Here is an 18,792-nt window from a genome sequence, read left to right as displayed (position 1 = left end):
ACTTAGCCTCTTCCCGAGGAGACCGCGAAGCGGTCGTCTCGAAGGACGAGGCGCGCGCTCAGGCCGCCTTGGTCGTGACGCCGGATGCAATCGGCAAGCCCTGCTCGATCGGCAGCGACGGATCGCGTGACCATTCGTTCCAGGAGCCGAAATACATCCGTACGTCCTTCACGCCCGCGTTCTTCAGCGCCAGGAACGTGTTCGAGGCACGCGCCCCCTTGAAGCAGTAGAGATAGACCGGTGTCGCCGGCGTGATGCCGACGGTGGCACATTCCGCCAGGATCTCGTCCTTGGACTTGAAGCGCGGGCCTTCGGCAGTCGGCTTCATCATGCGGTACCATTCCAGCCACCCCGCACCGGGGATGCGGCCTTTGCGCGGGCAGAAATCCTTGCCGTACGGAGACGAGCTGTCGCCGATCCATTCGTCGACGTCGCGCACGTCGAGGATGGCGATGCCGGGCTTGCCGACCGCGGCGAGCATGGTCTTGGCGTCGATCAGGATCTCGCCGGCCTCCGGCACGATCGCGAACGAGGCCTTCGCCGGCGCCGGCACATCCTTGGTCACCGGTAGACCCGCGGCGGCCCACGCGTCGAAGCCGCCGTGCAGCACCTTGACCTTGGGATAGCCGAGCATGGTGAGGAGATAGTAGCCGCGGCAGGACTGGCCGAAGCCGGAATTCATCGACTGCTCGTAGATCACGGCCGTCTCCTTGCCGGAGAGGCCGGCGGCACCGAAGGCGTCGGCGAATTTGGTCTTCAGCTCGCTGATGCCCTCAGGCGTCGAAGTCGCAAGAAAGGTGAAAATCTCATGCACGTTCACGGCACCCGGCAGGTGCCCGGCGGCATAGGCATCGGGATTGCGGGTGTCGATCACGACACACGGCTCCGTCTTCAAGAGATCGGCAAGTTCGCTGGCAGAGATCAGAACGTCCGTCATTGGCAGCCTCTCCGTTGAGGTTAAGTGGTCTTCTGGGGTGGACTCGTGAAGCTCAGGAATCAGCGAGCATCTTGCGCAGCTGCTTGGTGGCCGGCGTGACGATCGCGACGAAATAGGCCTCGCGCAGGCGCCGCTGCGCGCGGTGGCTCATCAAATAGCCGCGCGCGCCACAATGCAGCATCGCCGCATGCGCCGCCGCGACGCTGGCTTCGCCGGCGCGCAAGCGCAGCGCGATCACCTTGCGCCAGTAGGTCTCCTCCTCGTTGTAAGGATCGCGAGCCAGCGCCATGGTCTCGGCCTCGATCTCGGCGGCGAGATCGCCGAAATGCACCGGCTGCTGCGGCAGATAACGGTTGATATGGCCGAGGGGACCATCAACCTCGCCCATGATGTTGATGCAGTCCTTGATGAGGCCGAGCGCCATGCCGGCCTGCAGCAGGATGAAGCCGGCGCGGATCTTCTTGACGAAGGGCCCGGCGGGATCGGCGAGAATCAGCTCGTCCGGCACGAAGACGTCGCGGAACTGAACGCCATAGGTGCCGGTGCCATCCATGGCGAGGAACGGCTTGCACGGCGTCAGCGTGATCGCAGGATCCGAGCAGTCGGCCAGGAACATCACCGTGGCGGGCTCGCCGTTTGCGGTGCCCTGATCGTCCTCACGCTCGAAGATGGTGCCGAAATAATGGTCGGGACCGAGATTGGAGACCCAGGGCAGCGCACCGCGCACGATATAGCCGCCCTCGACCTTGCGCCCCTTCAGCTTGAGCTTCTCGATGCCGAAGAAGCTCTTCATCGGATTGGAGAGCCCGGTGCCGCCGAGGACGCGGCCGGTCGAGAAGGCATCGCCGAAGCGTTTCGCCAATTTCATATTGGTCGAGTTGGCGGCGTACCAGACCAGCGTGTTCTGGCACCAGGCCATGAAGGCGGTCGCCCCGCAGACCTCGCCGATCGCCGCCATCGCCTGGATGGCGCAGCGCAGATCGGCAGGACCTTCGTGGGGCACGTGACTGCCCCAGGCGCCGACCTCGCCGAACTTGCGCAGCACCTCGACCGGATAGACCGAACCGTCGTCGATGCCGGCGGCGAGCGGGGCGAGCTGCTCCCGCGCGATCCGCGCCACCTCACCTGCAATGGACGGTGCGGGCTGATCCAGAACGTCGACCCGCGATAAAGCCAGTGAACCCATGATCGTCTCCCGCACCTTGTCCTGATTGCCGCCTGCTAGATGCCGACCTCGAGATTGACCGGCCGGGTGAAGGTGTTGGCGACCGGCGACCATTTCTTCACATGGGCGACCAGGGCGTTGATCTCGTCCTGCGCGATGCCCTCGCATTCCATGTCGACCTTGACGCGCACGTCGGTGAAGCCGACCGGCTTGTCCGAGGTGTCGCCGGTGCCCCAGACCGCGGTGATGTTGAGGTCGCCTTCGAGTTCGAGCTCGAGCTTGTTGACGATCCAGCCGCGGTGCACGGCGTTGGCGTGCAGGCCGACGGCAAGGCAGGAGCCGAGCGCGGCAAGCGAGGCTTCCGACGGATTGGGCGCGGTGTCGTCGCCGAGCAGGCCCGGCGGCTCGTCGACGATGTAGGGCGGCAGGTTGCGGATGTAGTTGGCGTGGCGGAATTTTCCTTCGGCGACCGTCTTGCATTTCAAGGTCTTGACGACCTTCGGGTTGGCCTTGCCGCTCGCAATCAGTTGCTCGAGGCCATTCTTGTCGATGGGCGCAAGGCACCCCGTCAGCACTGTCTTTTGAACGACGGCAGTCATCATCTTCTCCCTGGCAGAAGTGGAAATCGGCAGGATACCGAACGGTCTGTTTCCTTGCATGGAGCGTGCCAGAGGCGGCCAAAAGCGAAATGCGAGGCATTGGAGCCGCTTAAGCGTCGCCGCCTGCGGATTGATCAGCCCCCTCCTGCTCAAAGCCGGAGCAGATGACTGAGCGGATGCGAATCTTTTCAGCGCTGAACAGATGCGGCTTGCTGATGCGATGCAGCTGCGATTAAGTTGCAGCCCATGGCAAAGACGTCATCGAAGAAGAACGCGAACTCGCCCCACGCCGGCGCAGGCGACGACGAATCCGCGCGTGGGCGCCTGCTCAGTGCCGCGACGCATCTGTTCTGCAAGAACGGCATCAACGCCACCGGCATCGATGCGATCATCGAAGAAGCCGGCACCGCGAAGACCACGCTCTACAAATTGTTCGGCTCCAAGACCAATCTCGTCAACGCGGTGCTGGAGAGCGAAGGCAAGCAGTGGCGCGAATGGTTCATCGCCGCCATGGAAGAAGGCGGCGGCGACGCGCAGGCCAAGCTCACGCGCATCTTCCCGGCGCTGAAGAGCTGGTTCGCGGAGGAGCGCTTCTACGGCTGCCCCTTCATCAACGCGGTCGGCGAGCACGACAAGGACGCCAAGCAGTTCCGCAACATCGCGCTGAAGCACAAGAAGATCGTGCTCGGCCACATCGAGAAGCTCGCCGGCGAGCTCGGCTCGAGCGAGCCCGCGGTGCTGGCCCACCAACTCGGCCTCCTCATCGATGGCGCGATCGTCGCGGCGATGATCTCGCGCGATCCGGGCGTGGCCGACACGGCGGCGCTCACGGCGGGTCCGCTGCTCGGGCAATCCAGGGCGAAGAAGAAGCGGGCGGCGGATCAGCTGGAGGCGGTGTGATTTCGCCGTGATCTTGTAAGGTGGAAGGGCGCGAAGCGCCGTGCCCACGACCCGCTCCCCTTGTTTACGAATGGTGGGCACGCTTTCGCTTCCCCCATGAGACCGACACAAAGCGCAATCCACTTTGCCCACCATGCGGACGCTGCCTCGACTTGAGGCGCGTTGAACCCGAGTTTGATCAAAGATACCCTTGACGCATCTTTCGTCCGGCAAAAGCAACATCAAGGGGGACGTCATGGTTCGCAAATTAGCGGCATCTGCAATCGTAGCCACGAGCATGTGGATCGCTAGCATCGCAAATGTCGCGGCGCAGCAGCTGGAGCTTACCGCACCTGACCTGGTCCTCATCAATGGAAAGGTTCTGACGCTGGACGACCAGTCGACGATCACGGAGGCCGTAGCTGTCGCAGACGGGAAGATCCTCGCAACCGGAACCAGTGCATCAATGAAGGCGCTTGCAGGCGCCCGGACGCGCATGCTCGATGTGGCTGGCAAGACCGTCATTCCCGGATTGATCGATACCCACACGCACTTCAAGGCCGCGGGTCTTGGCGACTACGTTGTCATCATGGGCCGAGCCAAGACGGTCGCCGAAGCGCTTGAGGCCATCAGGGCATTCGCTGTGAAGAAAAAGCCGGGCGAGTGGATCGTGGGTGGCGCCTGGCATCCGCCGTCACAATTGGCCGAGAAGCGCTATCTGACGAGGCAGGAGATCGATAGCGTCGCTCCCAATAATCCGGTCTATCTTCGCACCGTCGGGCATTTCTCGATGGCGAACACCATGGCCCTGCAGCGGGTTGGCGTCGACAAGACCACGGAGGACCCGAGTGGGGGCAAGTTTGAGCGCGATGCGGACGGTGAATTGACCGGCGTGCTCGTGGAGACGGCGATCGACCGGGTCGAGAAGGCGGTCCCGCCCTGGACGGATGACGACGAAATGCGGCAGTTCACAATTGCCCAAGGCTTCCTCAACAGCTTCGGTATCACGAGCGCAGTCGAAGGCGCGACAGAGCCACGCGACATCCGCACGCTGCAGAAACTTGCCGCAGCCGGGAAAGCCACGTTGCGCACCGGCGTGATGTTTCGACCGGAGCCGCCGGCCGACCTGACCGCCTGGGAAGCCATCATGTCGGGCAATGGCGCTTCTTCGGGGTTCGGTGACGATTGGGTCAAGTTCGCCGGCATCAAGATCTTCTACGACGGCGGCATGACGCTGAAGACCGCGCTCATGCGCGACGTCTATCCCGATTCCCATGACAACTACCACGGCGTTGCACAACAGACGCCCGAGCGGCTGAGGCAGCTCATCTCGATCTGCAACCGATATGACTGGCGGGTCGGCGTCCACGTGGTGGGTGACCTCGGTATCGACCAGGTGCTCGATGCCCTCGAGGCGGTTGACAAGGAAAAATCGATCCGCAACCGCCGCTTCGTCCTGATTCACGCCAGCCTGATACGGCCGGAACAGATGGAGCGTGCGCAAAAGCTGGGAGCCCGTGTCGATTTCCAGAACGCCTTCATGTGGGACAAGGCAACAACCGTCGAACGATTTCTCGGAAAAGCGACCGCTGACCGCGCCGTGCCGACCAGGACGTTGATCGAAAAGATGGGGCTCGACAGCCTCGGCGCCGGCACGGATTTTCCGGTCAACCCGATCAACCCCTTCCTCAACATGTACGTCATGGTGACGCGGAAGGACCCCAGCGGCAACGTCTACGGCTCGGCAGAGGCCATTACGCGCGAGCAGGCGCTGCGTCTCTACACCAGCGCGGCGTCGCGCTATACGTTCGATGAGGCGCGCAAAGGGACGATCGCACCGGGAAAGCTTGCGGACATGGTGGTGCTCTCCGCGGACTACACGGCCGTGCCGGAGGCCCAGATCAAGGACATCAAGGCGGACATGACCCTGGTCGGGGGCAAAGTTGTCTTTCAGCGCTGAACCGGCGCCGAGGCGTCTATTGCATTGGACGTGAATCGCTGCCGGGTTTCGTCTCGAGCTTGTGAAGCTCGGCCTTAGCTGCAGCCCATTCCACAAAGCGCTTCGGACATTCGTCCGCGGCGGCGCGCAGCAGCCGCACGGCTTGATCAGCTTCCTGCTCTAGCGCCAGCTCGCCGGCATAGAAGTTCGCTTCGCAGACCTGCTCCCTTGTCTTTTGCGTGGAGTTGTCTTGCGCAGACTTGAGCAAGGCTTCGAAACTTATCTCGCCCAGGAAGAATCGAACGATGGGCGCGGGCCAACGCGACGGGTCGATCAGCTTTGCGGCTTCACTGAGCTCACTTCCGCTGCCGCTCTTTCGCTGCGCGAGATCGAACCACAGCTGCGTGTAGGCATCCTTCCGGTCCAGTTCGTTCGATCGACGGAGGTCGGCAAGTGCCTCCGTCAGATGGCCGGATTGGAAGTGGACGACCCCACGCAAGCGGTGGATTGCGGGGTTATTGGGATTGATCTCGATTGCCAGGTCGAGATTCGATAATGCCTTTCCGAGATCGCCTCGAACCTGAAAAACCCTGGCACGGCCGATGTAGGACCGCGGGTCCTTCGAGCTACGCTCGACCGCGCGGTCGAAGTCGGCCAATGCGAGATCGATCTGGCCGCGTGCGAGATAGATGTCGCCCCGGCAGACTTGGCCGATCCAATGGTCTGGGCCGATCTCGATCGCCCGCGCACAATCGGCCAGGGCGCGATTCGACTCGCCCTTTGTCTCATAGGCAAAGCTGCGGCCGATACGGGCATGGACATTGTCGGGATGGATCAAAAGGGCCCGGTCATAGTCGGCGACGGCGCGATCGACATCGTCCTTCAGATACAGCCGCGCACGCCCAAGATACCCATAGGTATTCCTGGGATCGAGCTCGATGACCTTGTCGTAATCCGCAAGCGCGGCTTCATTGTCGCGTCTCTGGACGTGTATGGAAGCTCGATAAAGGCGCGCGTTCACGTTGCCCGGATCGCGCTCGATGATCTGGTCGTAGTCCGCAATCGCAAGGTCGACCTCACCCTTCTGGCGGTAGAACATGGCGCGGCGGAAGCGCGCCATGACCACACCTTGCTGCATGCCCGTCGCCGCCTGGATAATGGCGGTGCAGCCGGCAATGCGGTCGTCGACGCTGAGATTCCCGACGGCGTTGCACTTGGCGGCCAAGGGCATTTCGGCACGGGCGCCTGATATGTCGAGCAGGACAATCAGTGCCACAACACCGAAGCTTGCTGCCGCACAGACTTGTGCGCGACCGACGATTCCAAACATGTCGTTCCCACTCAATTCCCGGGAACTACATAGCAACCGATCCTGTCTCTGCACAGCCCTTGGTTGAAGCCGTGTAGGGAGCGGGAGTCCGTTTGGCCCAAACGCTCAAGCCGGCTCCACTGCCCACCTACGAGACTGGCGCGATCTAGGCGCCGTGCCCCATCATCCCCTGCAACCGCACCAGCTCCGCCTCCAGATCGCGCTCGACATCGGCTGCCCGCATTTCCAGCACCCGATAGTCCCGCGCCTCCAGCCACGCCCGCCGCGACGCGCGGTCGGCCGCGATCGCCTCGCCTTCGCCCGGGTTGACCAGCTCGATCGCGATCCGGTGCGGGAAGGAGACGAAGTCCGGGATGTGGCGGCCGACCGGGGTCTGGCGCTTGAACCCACCTGCGAAGCGGCGGTCGCGGGTCAGCGCCTGCCAGAGCAGGCGTTCGGCGTCGGTCGGATTGCGCCGGAGCAGGCGGGCGAGGCCGCGCACGGTCGAGCCGCTGTCGGAGACGCCGCCGCCCTGCCCGTGCTCGGCGAGAAGCGCGCGCAGGCGCGTCGCCTGCTCGCCGTCGAGCACGCCGCCCTTGGCCGGGCCCTTGCGCCCCTCCGCGATCGCCATCACCACGCCGTGGAGGGTGTGCATGTCCTGCTTGGTCGGCTCCATCCGGGCGAAGATGTTGCGCAGGTTCACCAGCATGGTGTCGCGCTTCTCGGCCGGGCGCAAAAACTCCACCTTGTCGAGTTCGCGCACGAGGTTGTCGAAGAAGGCCTGCATCTGGTGCTGCGAGGCGCGCTCGGAGCGCTCCGGCATGGCGTGCGGCAGCTCGCCCGACGTTATCCGCTTGAACCATTCATAGCCGACCAGCAGCACGGCCTGGGCGAGGTTGAGCGAGGCGAAGCCCGGATTGACCGGGAAGGTGATGATACGGTTGGAGAGCCCGACCTCCTCGTTGGTCAGCCCCCAGCGCTCGCGGCCGAACAGGATACCGGCCTTGCCTCCCGTGGCGATGTGCCCGGATATTTCGGCGGCTGCCGCTTCCGGCCCGACCACGGGCTTGGCCTGGTCGTGGGGGCGCGCGGTGGTGGCGAACAGCAGGTCGAGGTCGGCGACCGCCTCTTCCACCGTGCCGAACAATTCGACCTTCTCCAGAATGTGGTCGGCGCCGGCGGCGGCGCGCTGGGCGGCGATATTGGGCCAGCCGTCCCTGGGGTTGACGATGCGCAGGCGGCTCAGGGCAAAATTGCCCATGGCGCGCGCGGCCATGCCGATGTTTTCGCCGAGCTGCGGCTCGACCAGGATCACGATGGGACCGTCGAGGGAAAGTCTCGCCTTGCTCTTGTCAGTCCCCGACATCTCGCTTCGCTTTCACTCTTGGTCTCAAGGCCTTGGCAAGGCGCTCTCAGGAATTGATTCAAGCCGGCCTTTCAGGCTCGCGTCGGGCCGGCCGGGTTGTCCGCCTGTCGTTTGCCTGTCCTGACAAAATTCTCAAGGGAAATAACGGGTTGGATTCGACTTTTGAATCTCGCCTGAAACCTCACCCCTGCCCGTCCGGCGCGGCCCGGCGCGCTCCCCATCTGTGGGGGCCGGATCGGCTAAAAGTGCATAATCCCTTGGCTTTCGCCCGTCGCGGTCCGGTGCTAAGAGGCGGCGGATATTCACGTTGGCGCCGACGGCGCCGTTCCCAAGAGGGCTTCCCCGATCATGGCAAAAATCAAGGTATCCAATCCCGTCGTCGAGCTCGATGGCGACGAGATGACCCGGATCATCTGGCAGTACATCAAGGACAAGCTGATCAACCCGTTCCTGGATGTCGAACTGCTCTATTTCGACCTGGGCATGGAGCACCGCGACCACACCAACGATCAAGTCACGATCGACGCGGCCGAGGCCATCAAGAAGGTCGGTGTCGGCGTCAAGTGCGCCACCATCACCCCCGATGAAGCCCGGGTGAAGGAGTTCAACCTCAAGCAGATGTGGAAGTCGCCGAACGGCACCATCCGCAACATCCTCGGCGGCGTGATCTTCCGCGAGCCGATCATCTGCAAGAACGTGCCGCGCCTGGTTCCCGGCTGGACCAAGCCGATCATCATCGGCCGCCACGCCTATGGCGACCAGTACCGCGCCACCGACTTCAAGTTCCCGGGCAAGGGCACGCTGTCGATGAAGTTCGTCGGCGAGGACGGCACCGTGATCGAGAAGGAAGTTTTCAAGGCGCCCGGCGCCGGCGTCGCCATGGAGATGTACAATCTCGACGATTCCATCATCGACTTCGCCCGCGCCTCGCTGAACTACGGCCTGCTGCGCAACTACCCGGTCTATCTCTCGACCAAGAACACGATTCTGAAGGTCTATGACGGCCGCTTCAAGGACATCTTCCAGGACATCTACGACCGCGAGTTCAAGAAGGAATTCGAGGCGAAGGGCCTGACCTACGAGCACCGCCTGATCGACGACATGGTGGCCTCGGCGCTGAAATGGTCCGGCGGCTATGTCTGGGCCTGCAAGAACTACGACGGCGACGTGCAGTCCGACACGGTCGCGCAGGGCTACGGCTCGCTCGGTCTGATGACCTCGGTGCTGCTCACCCCCGACGGCAAGACCGTTGAGGCCGAAGCTGCCCACGGCACGGTGACCCGGCACTACCGCGAGCACCAGAAGGGCAAGGAGACCTCGACCAACTCCATCGCCTCGATCTTCGCCTGGACGCGCGGCCTCGCCCACCGCGCCAAGCTCGACAACAATGCCGAACTCGCCAAGTTCGCCAACACGCTGGAGAAGGTCTGCGTCGACACCGTCGAGGCCGGCTACATGACCAAGGACCTCGCGCTCCTGGTCGGCGCCGACCAGCGCTGGCTCTCGACCACCGGCTTCCTCGACAAGGTCGCCGAGAACCTGACGAAAGAGCTGGCGTAAGCCGCCAGCAATTCCGCCCGTCCGGGCCGGAACCACCACGGGCCGCGCCTCAAAGCGCGGCCCGTTTGCTGTTCAGGCCACTCAGCGGTCCGTGTCTTCCTGCTCCGCCTGCGCCAGCTCCGCCAGCGCGAGATCGCCGGTGTCGGCGAGCCTGGCCTTGGCGGTGGTGTGGACGTGGTCGGCGAGCGTCGGCATGCGCGCGATCAGCGCGTGGAAATCCTGGGCGTCGAGCACCAGCAGGCGCGTCTTGCGGGTCGCCGTCACCGTGCCGCTGCGCTTGGTCTTGTGCAATAGCGCGATCTCGCCGAAGAAAGTGCCGTCGCTAAGCCGCACATGCTGGCTCGGCAGCGCGATCTCGACCTCGCCGGCAGTGATGAAATACATCGACGACGCCGCGTCGCCCCGCCGCACCAGGACCTCGCCCTGCTCGACGGTGCGCGCGCGGAGCAGCCGCATGATGTCGGCGATCTCCGCGGCCGACAGATGCGAGAACAGCGGCACCCGCGCCAGCATGCCCCAGGTGACGACGAAGTCGCGCCGCTTCACCTCCTCGGCGAAGGCGGTGGAGATGATCGCGACCGGCAGCGCGATCATGGCGAAGCCGCTGATGATGGCGAAGGTGGAGACGAACTTGCCGAGCGGCGTCACCGGCACGACGTCGCCATAGCCGACGGTGCCGAGCGTCACGATCGCCCACCACATCGCCTGCGGGATGGTGCCGAGCTTGTCCGGCTGCACGTCGCGCTCGATGGCGTAGAGCAGCGAGGCGAAGGTCAAGACCGCGCCGATCAGGATCACGATGCAGCCGATCAGCGCCCGCCGCTCGGCATGCACGGCGGCGAGCAGCGAGCGCATCGCCGGCGAATAGCGGACCAGCTTGAAGAACGGCAGCACGCCGAGCGCCGCCAGCGTCGCGTGCCGGCCGGTGGCCAGAGCGATGGCCGCGGGCAGGAACGCCATGAGGTCGATGATGCCGAGCGCCGAGAAGGCATAGCCAAGCCGGTCGGACAACGCGGACCCCTTGCGCTGGGTATGGCCGGCCACGGTCCACATCCGCGCGACATATTCCAGCGCGAACACGATCACGGACAGGATGGTGATGGCTTCGAACAGCGTGCCGAACCGCGCGTCCAGCTCCGGCACCGAGGCGAGGACCATCGCGATCACATTGAGCACGATGACGCCGATGATGACCTGGATGAAGCGCGACCCGGCCGAATAGGCCAGCGGGTCGTGCTCCAGCAATTCGTAGAGGCGATCCCTCATGTTGGGATCGCCAAGCCCACGTCCTCGCGGAACGGGGCTCATGGCTTCACGCGCCTGCCATCGCTTTTTCGATGGCCGCCAGCGCCTCGGTCGCCCTCGCCCCGTCGGGGCCGCCGGCCTGCGCCATGTCGGGCCGGCCGCCGCCGCCCTTGCCGCCGAGTGCCTCGGAGGCGACGCGCACCAGGTTGACGGCGTTGAAGCGCGCGGTGAGGTCGGGCGTGACGCCGACCACCACACCGGCCTTGCCGTCCTCGGTGACGCCGACGATCGCGACGACGCCGGAGCCGATCTGCTTCTTGCCGTCGTCGGCAAGACTCTTGAGATCCTTCATCTCGATGCCCTCGACCGCGCGGGCCATCAGCTTGACATCGCCGACTTCGCGCACGCCCGAAGCCGCGCCATTGCTCGAGGATGCGCCGCCGCCCATCGCCAGCTTCTTGCGCGCATCCGACAGCTCGCGCTCGAGCTTCTTGCGCTCCTCCATCAGCGCGGCGATGCGCGCCGGCACGTCGTCGAGGGAGGTGCGCAGCTCGTTCGCCGCGCTCTTCGCCAGCGCCATGGTGTCGTTGGCATGCCTGCGCGCATAATTGCCGGTCAGCGCCTCGATGCGGCGCACGCCGGACGCCACCGCGCTCTCGCTCGTCAGCGTGATCAGGCCGATGTCGCCGGTGCGCTTGACATGGGTGCCGCCGCAGAGCTCGACCGACCAGCCGAGCGCGTTGGCGCCGCGCTCGCGCGCCGTCCTGCCCATCGAGACGACGCGGACCTCGTCGCCGTATTTCTCGCCGAACAGGGCGCGGGCGCCGGCCTCGCGCGCCTCGTCGACGCCCATCACGCGCGTGGTGACCTCGTCGTTCTCCAGCACCACCTCGTTGGCGATGTCCTCGACACGGGCAAGCTCCTCCGCCGTGATCGGCTTCGGATGCACGAAGTCGAAGCGCAGGCGGTCCGGCGCAACCATCGAGCCGCGCTGGGCGATGTGGTCGCCGAGCACCTGGCGCAACGCCTCGTGAATGAGATGCGTCGCCGAGTGATGCGCGCGGATCGAGGAGCGGCGGGAATGATCGACCTCGAGCTGCAGCGCGGTGCCGAGCTTCACTTCGCCCTGCTCGACCTTGCCGATATGGACGAAGAAATCGCCGAGCTTCTTCTGCGTGTCGGTGACGCGGAACTTGATGCCGCCCTCGCCCGTCAGCACGCCGGTGTCGCCGACCTGGCCGCCTGACTCCGCGTAGAACGGCGTCTGGTTCAGCACGATCGCGCCGGTCTCGCCGGCCTTCAGGCTGGTGACCTCGGCGCCGTCCTTGACCAGCGCCGACACCACGCCCTCGGCGCTCTCGGTCTCGTAACCCAGGAATTCGGTGGCCCCGAGCTTCTCGCGCAGCGGGAACCAGATCGCCTCGGAAGCCGCCTCGCCCGAGCCCTTCCAGGACTCGCGGGCCTTGGCCTTCTGGCGCTCCATCGCATCGGTGAACGCGGCCTGGTCGACGCCGATGCCGCGCGACTTCAGGGCGTCCTGCGTCAGGTCGAGCGGGAAGCCGTAGGTGTCGTACAGCGTGAAGGCGACATCGCCGTCGAACATGTCGCCCTTCTTCAGGCTCGCGCTCTTCTCATCCAGAATGGCGAGGCCGCGCGAAAGCGTCTTGCGGAAGCGGGTTTCTTCCAGCCGCAGCGTTTCCTCGATCAGATTCTCCGCGCGCATCAGGTCGGGATAGGCCTGGCCCATCTCACGCACCAGCGCCCAGACCAGCCGATGCATCAGCGGCTCTTTCGCACCCAGCAGCTGCGCATGGCGCATCGCACGGCGCATGATCCGGCGCAGCACGTAGCCGCGGCCCTCGTTCGAGGGCAGCACGCCGTCCGCGACCAGGAAGGCCGAGGAGCGCAGATGGTCGGCGATGACGCGGAACGAGGCGACATTCTGCTCGGTCGGCCCGCTGCCGAGCGCGGACGAGGTCGCGTCGACCAGATGGCGGAACAGGTCGGTCTCGAACACGCTCTCGACGCCCTGGAGAATGCAGGCCATGCGCTCCAGGCCCATGCCGGTGTCGATCGAGGGACGCGGCAAGCCGACCCGCTCCTCCTTCGTCACCTGCTCGTATTGCATGAACACGAGGTTCCAGAATTCGAGGAAGCGGTCGCCGTCTTCCTCCGGAGAACCGGGAGGCCCGCCCCAGATGTGCTCGCCGCGGTCGATGAAGATCTCCGAGCACGGGCCGCACGGGCCGGTGTCGCCCATCGCCCAGAAATTGTCCGAGGTCGGAATGCGGATGATGCGGTCGTCGGAGAAACCGGCGATCTTCTTCCACAGGCCCGCCGCCTCGTCGTCGGTGTGGTAGACGGTGACGAGCAGCTTGTCCTTCTTGAGCCCGAACTCCTTGGTGATCAGCTTCCAGGCGAGCTCGATCGCCCGCTCCTTGAAGTAGTCGCCGAACGAGAAGTTGCCGAGCATCTCGAAGAAGGTGAGATGGCGCGCGGTGTAGCCGACATTGTCGAGGTCGTTGTGCTTGCCGCCGGCGCGCACGCATTTCTGCGAGGTCGTGGCGCGCTGGTAAGGCCGCTTCTCGACGCCGGTGAAGACGTTCTTGAACTGCACCATGCCGGCATTGGTGAACATCAACGTCGGATCGTTGCGCGGCACGAGTGGCGAGGAGGCCACGATCTCGTGGCCGTTCTCGGCAAAGAAGTTCAGAAAGGTCGACCTGATCTCGTTGACGCCGCTCATGTTCATCCAATCGGGTGTGCTTGGACCCGCTTCTCGCCATCCAAACCGTAACGTTAAGGCTGATATCTGCGGGCCAAAGCGCTTTTAGACAAGGCCAGCTTTCCTGTCCAGAAACTGTGCAAGCAGATCAGAGGGTTGCCGCATCCGCTCAATTCCCGTTGCAATCCCGTTGATAGGACATGCGGACGCGTTGACAGGCTTGGCCGCCCTGTGGTCTGTACCCATCTGTATCGACGGCCACGTCGGGAGAGACCGGCTTTAGGCAGCCGGCGCCGAAGGAGCAACCGCCCCGGAAACTCTCAGGCAAAAGGACCGCGTGGCTTTGACAGCATCTGGAAAGAGGCGCCGACGGGTCTAGGCCCGGACTGCGCCCGCCGACGGGATAATACTCTCAGGCACAGCGACAGATGGGGCTTCGACTGGTTTGTCTCGGGGAATCGTCCCCGGGGAACCGCCGAGGGCCCCTGTGATGCCAGTACCCGACGACCAGAAATCTCTCCGACATACGCCCCTCCACGCCCTGCATGTGTCCCTCGGCGGCAAGATGGTGCCGTTCGCTGGCTATGACATGCCCGTACAGTACCCTGCGGGCGTGCTGAAGGAGCACCTCCATACCCGAGCCTCCGCCGGCCTGTTCGATGTCTCCCATATGGGCCAGATCGCGCTGCGCCCGAAATCGGGCAAGGTCGAGGACGCCGCCCGCGCGCTGGAACGGCTGGTGCCGCAGGACATCGTGGCGATCGCGCCCAACCGGCAGCGCTACGCCCAGTTCACCAATGAAGACGGCGGTATCCTCGACGATCTCATGGTCGCCAATTTCGGCGATCACCTGTTCCTGGTCGTCAATGCCGCCTGCAAGGACGCGGACGAGGCGCATCTGCGGGCGAATCTCTCGGGCGACTGCGTCATCGACCCCCTCGCCGACCGCGCGCTGATCGCGCTGCAGGGCCCGAAGGCCGAAACGGCGCTGGCGACATTATGTGCAGCGGCGCCGTCCATGAAATTCATGGACGCCGGTCCGCATGAGGTCGCCGGCATCAAGTGCTTCGTCTCGCGCTCCGGCTATACCGGCGAGGACGGGTTCGAGATCTCGGCTCCCGCCAGCGATGTCGAACGCCTCGCCAAGATGCTGCTGGACAATCCCGACGTGCTGCCGATCGGCCTCGGGGCCCGCGACAGCCTGCGGCTGGAAGCCGGCCTCTGCCTCTACGGCCACGACATCGACACCGCCACCACGCCGGTCGAGGCCGCCCTGGAATGGTCGGTGCAGAAGAGCCGCCGCAGCGGCGGCGCGCGCGCCGGCGGCTTTCCCGGCGCGGAGAAAATCCTGGCGCATTTCGACAACGGCGCGACCCGCCGCCGCGTCGGCCTGCGTGCCGAGGGCCGTGCGCCGGTGCGCGAGGGCGCGCTGCTCTTTGCCGACGCCGATGCGCGCGAGCCGATCGGACAAGTCACATCGGGCGGCTTCGGCCCGAGCCTGAATGCGCCGGTGGCGATGGGCTACGTGCCCACCAATCTGAGCGCGCTCGGCACCAAGCTGTTCGCCGAGGTGCGCGGCCAGCGACTGCCGCTCGCCGTCGCCGCCATGCCCTTCGTCAAAAACACCTACAAACGCTGAGGACTCGAAATGACCACGACGCTGTACACCTCCGACCACGAATGGCTGGCGATCGACGGCGATGTCGCCACCGTCGGCATCACCGACTACGCCCAGCAGCAGCTCGGCGACGTCGTGTTCGTCGAGCTGCCCAAGATCGGCCGGAGCTTGAAGAAGGCCGAAGCCGCTGCCGTGGTGGAATCGGTGAAGGCAGCCTCCGACGTCTATGCGCCTGTTACAGGCGAAGTGCTCGAGGCCAACGAGGCGCTTGCCGCCGAGCCGGCGCTGGTGAACTCGGATGCGCAGGGCGCGGCCTGGTTCTTCAAGATCAAGATTGCCGACAAGAGCGAGCTCGGCAACCTCATGGATGAAGCCGCCTACAAGGCGCATACGGCTTAAGATGAAGAGAACGGCCGCCCCATACTCGGTGTCATCGCCCGCGCAGGCGGGCGATCCAGTACGCCGCGGCCCATCGGCTCTATCACGAACGCCTGCGTTTACTGGGTGCCCCGCCTTCGCGGGGCATGACAGCAACTCCTAGCGAGGACCCATGATGACCGCGCACCGCAAGACCAACGGCGACACCGCCGCCAGTTTCGTTCGCCGCCATATCGGCCCCTCGGCGCGCGATGTCACCGCCATGCTCGAAACCGTCAGCGCCAAGAGCGTCGACGCCCTGATGGCGGAAACGCTGCCCGCTTCGATCCGGCAGGCCGCCCCGCTCGATCTCGGCAAGCCGCTCAGCGAGACCGAGGCGATCGCGCATATGGCCGAGCTGGCGCGACAGAACCAGGTCTTCACCTCGCTGATCGGCCAGGGCTATTCCGGCACGGTCCTGCCCGCGGTGATCCAGCGCAACATTCTGGAAAATCCGGCCTGGTACACCGCCTACACGCCCTACCAGCCCGAGATCAGCCAGGGCCGGCTCGAGGCGCTGCTCAACTTCCAGACCATGATCTGCGACCTCACCGGGCTCGATGTCGCCAACGCCTCGCTGCTCGATGAAGCCACCGCGGCGGCCGAAGCCATGGCGCTGGCGGAGCGGCACTCGCAGGTCAAGGCAAAGGCGTTCTTCGTCGACAAGGACGTGCACCCGCAGACGCTGGCGGTGATGCGCACCCGTGCCGAGCCGCTCGGCTGGAGCCTGATCGTCGGCGACCCCCTCACCGATCTCGACAAGGCGGACGTGCTCGGCGCGCTGCTGCAATATCCGGGCTCCTCGGGCGCATTGCGCGACCTCAGGCCTGCGATATCAGCGCTGAAGGCCAAGGGCGCGCTCGCGATTCTCGCCGCCGATCTCTTGGCGCTGACGCTGGTCGCCTCGCCCGGCGAGCTCGGGGCCGACATCGCGATCGGCTCGGCGCAGCGCTTCGGCGTGCCGATGGGCTATGGCGGACCGCACGCGGCCTATATGGCGGTGCGCGATGCGCTGAAGCGCTCGCTGCCCGGCCGCATCGTCGGCCTCTCCGTCGATTCGCGCGGGGCGCCGGCCTATCGCCTCGCGCTGCAGACGCGCGAGCAGCACATCCGCCGCGAGAAGGCGACCTCCAACATCTGCACCGCCCAGGTGCTGCTCGCCGTGATCGCCTCGATGTACGCGGTCTATCACGGCTCCGAAGGCCTTGCGCAGATCGCGCGCAACGTGCACCGCCGCACTGCCGTGCTGGCGAGCGGCCTGCGCAAGCTCGGCTTTGCGCCGCAGTCGGAGACCTTCTTCGACACGCTGAGCGTCGATGCCGGCGCCAGGCGCGCCGAGATCGTCGCGCGCGCGGCCGCCGAGAAGATCAATCTCGGCGTCGGTGAAACCGCCTTGCGCATCGCGCTCGACGAGACCACGACGCCGGCAACGGTCGAAGCGGTCTGGCGCGCGTTCGGCGGCACGCTTGCCTACGCCGAGATCGACGCGACCACGCGCGAGGCGCTGCCGGAGACGCTGAAGCGCACCACCGCTTTCCTCACCCATCCGGTCTTCCATGCGCATCGCTCCGAAACCGAGATGCTGCGCTACATGCGCAAGCTCAGCGATCGCGACCTCGCGCTCGACCGTGCCATGATCCCGCTCGGCTCCTGCACCATGAAGCTGAACGCGACCACCGAAATGATGCCGCTGACCTGGCCGGAATTTGCGACGCTGCACCCGTTCGTGCCGCGCGAGCAGGCGAGCGGCTATCACGCGCTGTTCGCGCGGCTGGAGAAGTGGCTGTGCGACATCACCGGCTATGACGCGATCTCGCTGCAGCCGAACTCGGGCGCGCAAGGCGAATATGCCGGGCTTTTGGCGATCCGCGGCTACCATGCTTCGCGCGGAGAGACGCACCGCAAGATCTGCCTGATCCCCTCCTCCGCCCATGGCACCAATCCGGCTTCGGCCGCGATGGTCGGCATGGACGTGGTGGTTGTGTCTTGCGAGAAGAACGGCGACGTCGACGTCAATGACATGCGCGCCAAGGCCGAGAAGCATTCCAAGGATCTTGCCGCGGTCATGATCACCTATCCCTCGACCCATGGCGTGTTCGAGGAGCATATCCGCGAGATCTGCGACATCGTGCACGGCCATGGCGGCCAGGTGTATCTCGACGGTGCCAACCTCAATGCCCAGGTCGGCCTCTCCAGGCCCGGCGATTACGGCGCCGATGTCAGCCATCTCAACCTGCACAAGACCTTCTGCATCCCGCATGGCGGCGGCGGCCCCGGCATGGGCCCGATCGGCGTGAAGGCGCATCTTGCGCCGTTCCTGCCGGGCCACCCCGCGACGAATGGCGAAGCGCCTGTCGGGCCGGTCTCGGCCGCGCCGTTCGGCTCGGCATCGATCCTGACCATCTCCTACATCTACATCCTGATGATGGGCGGCGAAGGCTTGAAGCGCGCCACCGAGATCGCGATCCTCAACGCCAACTACATCGCAGCGCGCCTCGATCCGCACTTCCCGGTGCTCTACAAGAACGCCAGGGGCCGCGTCGCGCATGAGTGCATCGTCGATCCCCGCCCGCTGAAGGTGACGTCCGGCGTCACCGTGGACGACATCGCAAAGCGCCTGATCGATTACGGCTTCCACGCCCCGACCATGAGCTTCCCGGTGCCGGGCACGCTGATGATCGAGCCGACCGAGTCGGAATCGAAGGCCGAGCTGGACCGCTTCTGCGATGCCATGATCGCGATCCGGAAGGAGATCGCCGAGGTCGAGGCCGGCCGTTTCAAGATCGAAGCCTCGCCGCTGCGTCACGCCCCGCACACCGTGCACGACATCGCGGATGACGATTGGAAGCGCGCCTACACCCGCGCTGAAGGCTGCTTCCCCCAGGGCGTCTCGCGCACCGACAAATACTGGAGCCCCGTCGGGCGCGTCGACAACGTCTACGGCGACCGCAACCTGGTGTGCTCCTGCCCGCCGGTGAGCGACTACGCGCAAGCTGCGGAGTGAGCTTCGTAGGGTGGGTTAGCAGGCGGCGG

The 18,792-nt window shown here is 65.2% G+C and carries 13 protein-coding genes and 1 riboswitch; of the genes, 6 read left to right on the top strand and 7 right to left on the bottom strand.

Features of this window, described 5'->3' with window-relative positions; all coding sequences use genetic code 11:
* Nucleotides 1–58: 58 nt before the first annotated feature.
* The 3 genes from D6B98_RS31170 to D6B98_RS31160 are packed head-to-tail and all read right to left on the bottom strand — an operon-like array spanning nucleotide 59 to nucleotide 2,701.
* Nucleotides 59–937 (bottom strand): sulfurtransferase, encoded by an 879-nt coding sequence (locus tag D6B98_RS31170; protein ID WP_126260850.1) that lies wholly within the window; start codon nucleotides 935–937, stop codon nucleotides 59–61.
* 52 nt (nucleotides 938–989) lie between these two features.
* On the bottom strand, nucleotides 990–2,123 hold the full coding sequence (locus D6B98_RS31165; protein WP_164718983.1) for an acyl-CoA dehydrogenase family protein: 1,134 nt from the start codon (nucleotides 2,121–2,123) through the stop codon (nucleotides 990–992).
* A gap of 35 nt (nucleotides 2,124–2,158) precedes the next feature.
* Nucleotides 2,159–2,701, bottom strand: coding sequence for an OsmC family protein (locus D6B98_RS31160; RefSeq protein WP_126260848.1), 543 nt, complete (start codon nucleotides 2,699–2,701; stop codon nucleotides 2,159–2,161).
* A 246-nt stretch (nucleotides 2,702–2,947) separates the two neighbouring features.
* On the opposite strand from D6B98_RS31160, the gene D6B98_RS31155 reads away from it, so the two are divergent.
* Together D6B98_RS31155 and D6B98_RS31150 are read left to right on the top strand one after the other, a co-directional pair.
* A complete protein-coding gene (locus tag D6B98_RS31155) occupies nucleotides 2,948–3,601 on the top strand; it encodes a TetR/AcrR family transcriptional regulator (protein ID WP_126260847.1) in 654 nt (217 codons plus the stop codon).
* A gap of 277 nt (nucleotides 3,602–3,878) precedes the next feature.
* Nucleotides 3,879–5,540: an amidohydrolase gene (locus tag D6B98_RS31150; protein ID WP_245481501.1), complete on the top strand. Its 1,662-nt coding sequence runs from the start codon at nucleotides 3,879–3,881 to the stop codon at nucleotides 5,538–5,540.
* A gap of 16 nt (nucleotides 5,541–5,556) precedes the next feature.
* Here D6B98_RS31150 and D6B98_RS31145 read toward each other — a convergent pair whose 3' ends face one another.
* Nucleotides 5,557–6,849, bottom strand: a complete 1,293-nt coding sequence (locus D6B98_RS31145; RefSeq protein WP_126260845.1) for a tetratricopeptide repeat protein — start codon at nucleotides 6,847–6,849, stop codon at nucleotides 5,557–5,559.
* A gap of 145 nt (nucleotides 6,850–6,994) precedes the next feature.
* Nucleotides 6,995–8,194 carry a TrmJ/YjtD family RNA methyltransferase gene (locus D6B98_RS31140; protein ID WP_126260844.1) on the bottom strand — a complete coding sequence of 400 codons (1,200 nt, stop codon included), beginning with the start codon at nucleotides 8,192–8,194 and terminating at the stop codon, nucleotides 6,995–6,997.
* A 348-nt stretch (nucleotides 8,195–8,542) separates the two neighbouring features.
* Between D6B98_RS31140 and D6B98_RS31135 the strand changes: the two genes are divergently transcribed.
* Nucleotides 8,543–9,754: an NADP-dependent isocitrate dehydrogenase gene (locus D6B98_RS31135; protein WP_126260843.1), complete on the top strand. Its 1,212-nt coding sequence runs from the start codon at nucleotides 8,543–8,545 to the stop codon at nucleotides 9,752–9,754.
* A gap of 81 nt (nucleotides 9,755–9,835) precedes the next feature.
* On the opposite strand, the gene D6B98_RS31130 is transcribed toward D6B98_RS31135, so the two are convergent.
* Nucleotides 9,836–11,062, bottom strand: coding sequence for a cyclic nucleotide-gated ion channel (locus D6B98_RS31130; protein WP_126260842.1), 1,227 nt, complete (start codon nucleotides 11,060–11,062; stop codon nucleotides 9,836–9,838).
* A 4-nt stretch (nucleotides 11,063–11,066) separates the two neighbouring features.
* Nucleotides 11,067–13,745 (bottom strand): alanine--tRNA ligase, encoded by a 2,679-nt coding sequence (alaS, locus tag D6B98_RS31125; protein ID WP_164718982.1) that lies wholly within the window; start codon nucleotides 13,743–13,745, stop codon nucleotides 11,067–11,069.
* Nucleotides 13,746–13,978: 233 nt separating this feature from the next.
* Nucleotides 13,979–14,069: riboswitch (glycine riboswitch) on the top strand.
* Between the two features lie 145 nt (nucleotides 14,070–14,214).
* Here alaS and gcvT point away from each other — a divergent pair.
* The 3 genes from gcvT to gcvP all read left to right on the top strand — a co-directional run bounded on the left by gcvT (nucleotide 14,215) and on the right by gcvP (nucleotide 18,763).
* Complete coding sequence (gcvT, locus tag D6B98_RS31120) at nucleotides 14,215–15,363, top strand: glycine cleavage system aminomethyltransferase GcvT (RefSeq protein ID WP_126260840.1); 1,149 nt, start codon at nucleotides 14,215–14,217, stop codon at nucleotides 15,361–15,363.
* A 9-nt stretch (nucleotides 15,364–15,372) separates the two neighbouring features.
* Nucleotides 15,373–15,741: a glycine cleavage system protein GcvH gene (gene gcvH, locus D6B98_RS31115; RefSeq protein ID WP_126260839.1), complete on the top strand. Its 369-nt coding sequence runs from the start codon at nucleotides 15,373–15,375 to the stop codon at nucleotides 15,739–15,741.
* Between the two features lie 154 nt (nucleotides 15,742–15,895).
* Entirely contained in the window at nucleotides 15,896–18,763 is a 2,868-nt protein-coding gene (gcvP, locus tag D6B98_RS31110; RefSeq protein ID WP_164719000.1) for an aminomethyl-transferring glycine dehydrogenase, read from the top strand.
* The last annotated feature ends 29 nt before the right edge of the window (nucleotides 18,764–18,792 follow it).

The organism is Bradyrhizobium sp. LVM 105, from assembly GCF_003957705.1.
GTDB lineage: Bacteria > Pseudomonadota > Alphaproteobacteria > Rhizobiales > Xanthobacteraceae > Bradyrhizobium > Bradyrhizobium frederickii.
The sequence above is the reverse complement of the archived record's forward strand: the minus strand, read 5'-3'. Positions and strand labels throughout refer to the sequence as shown.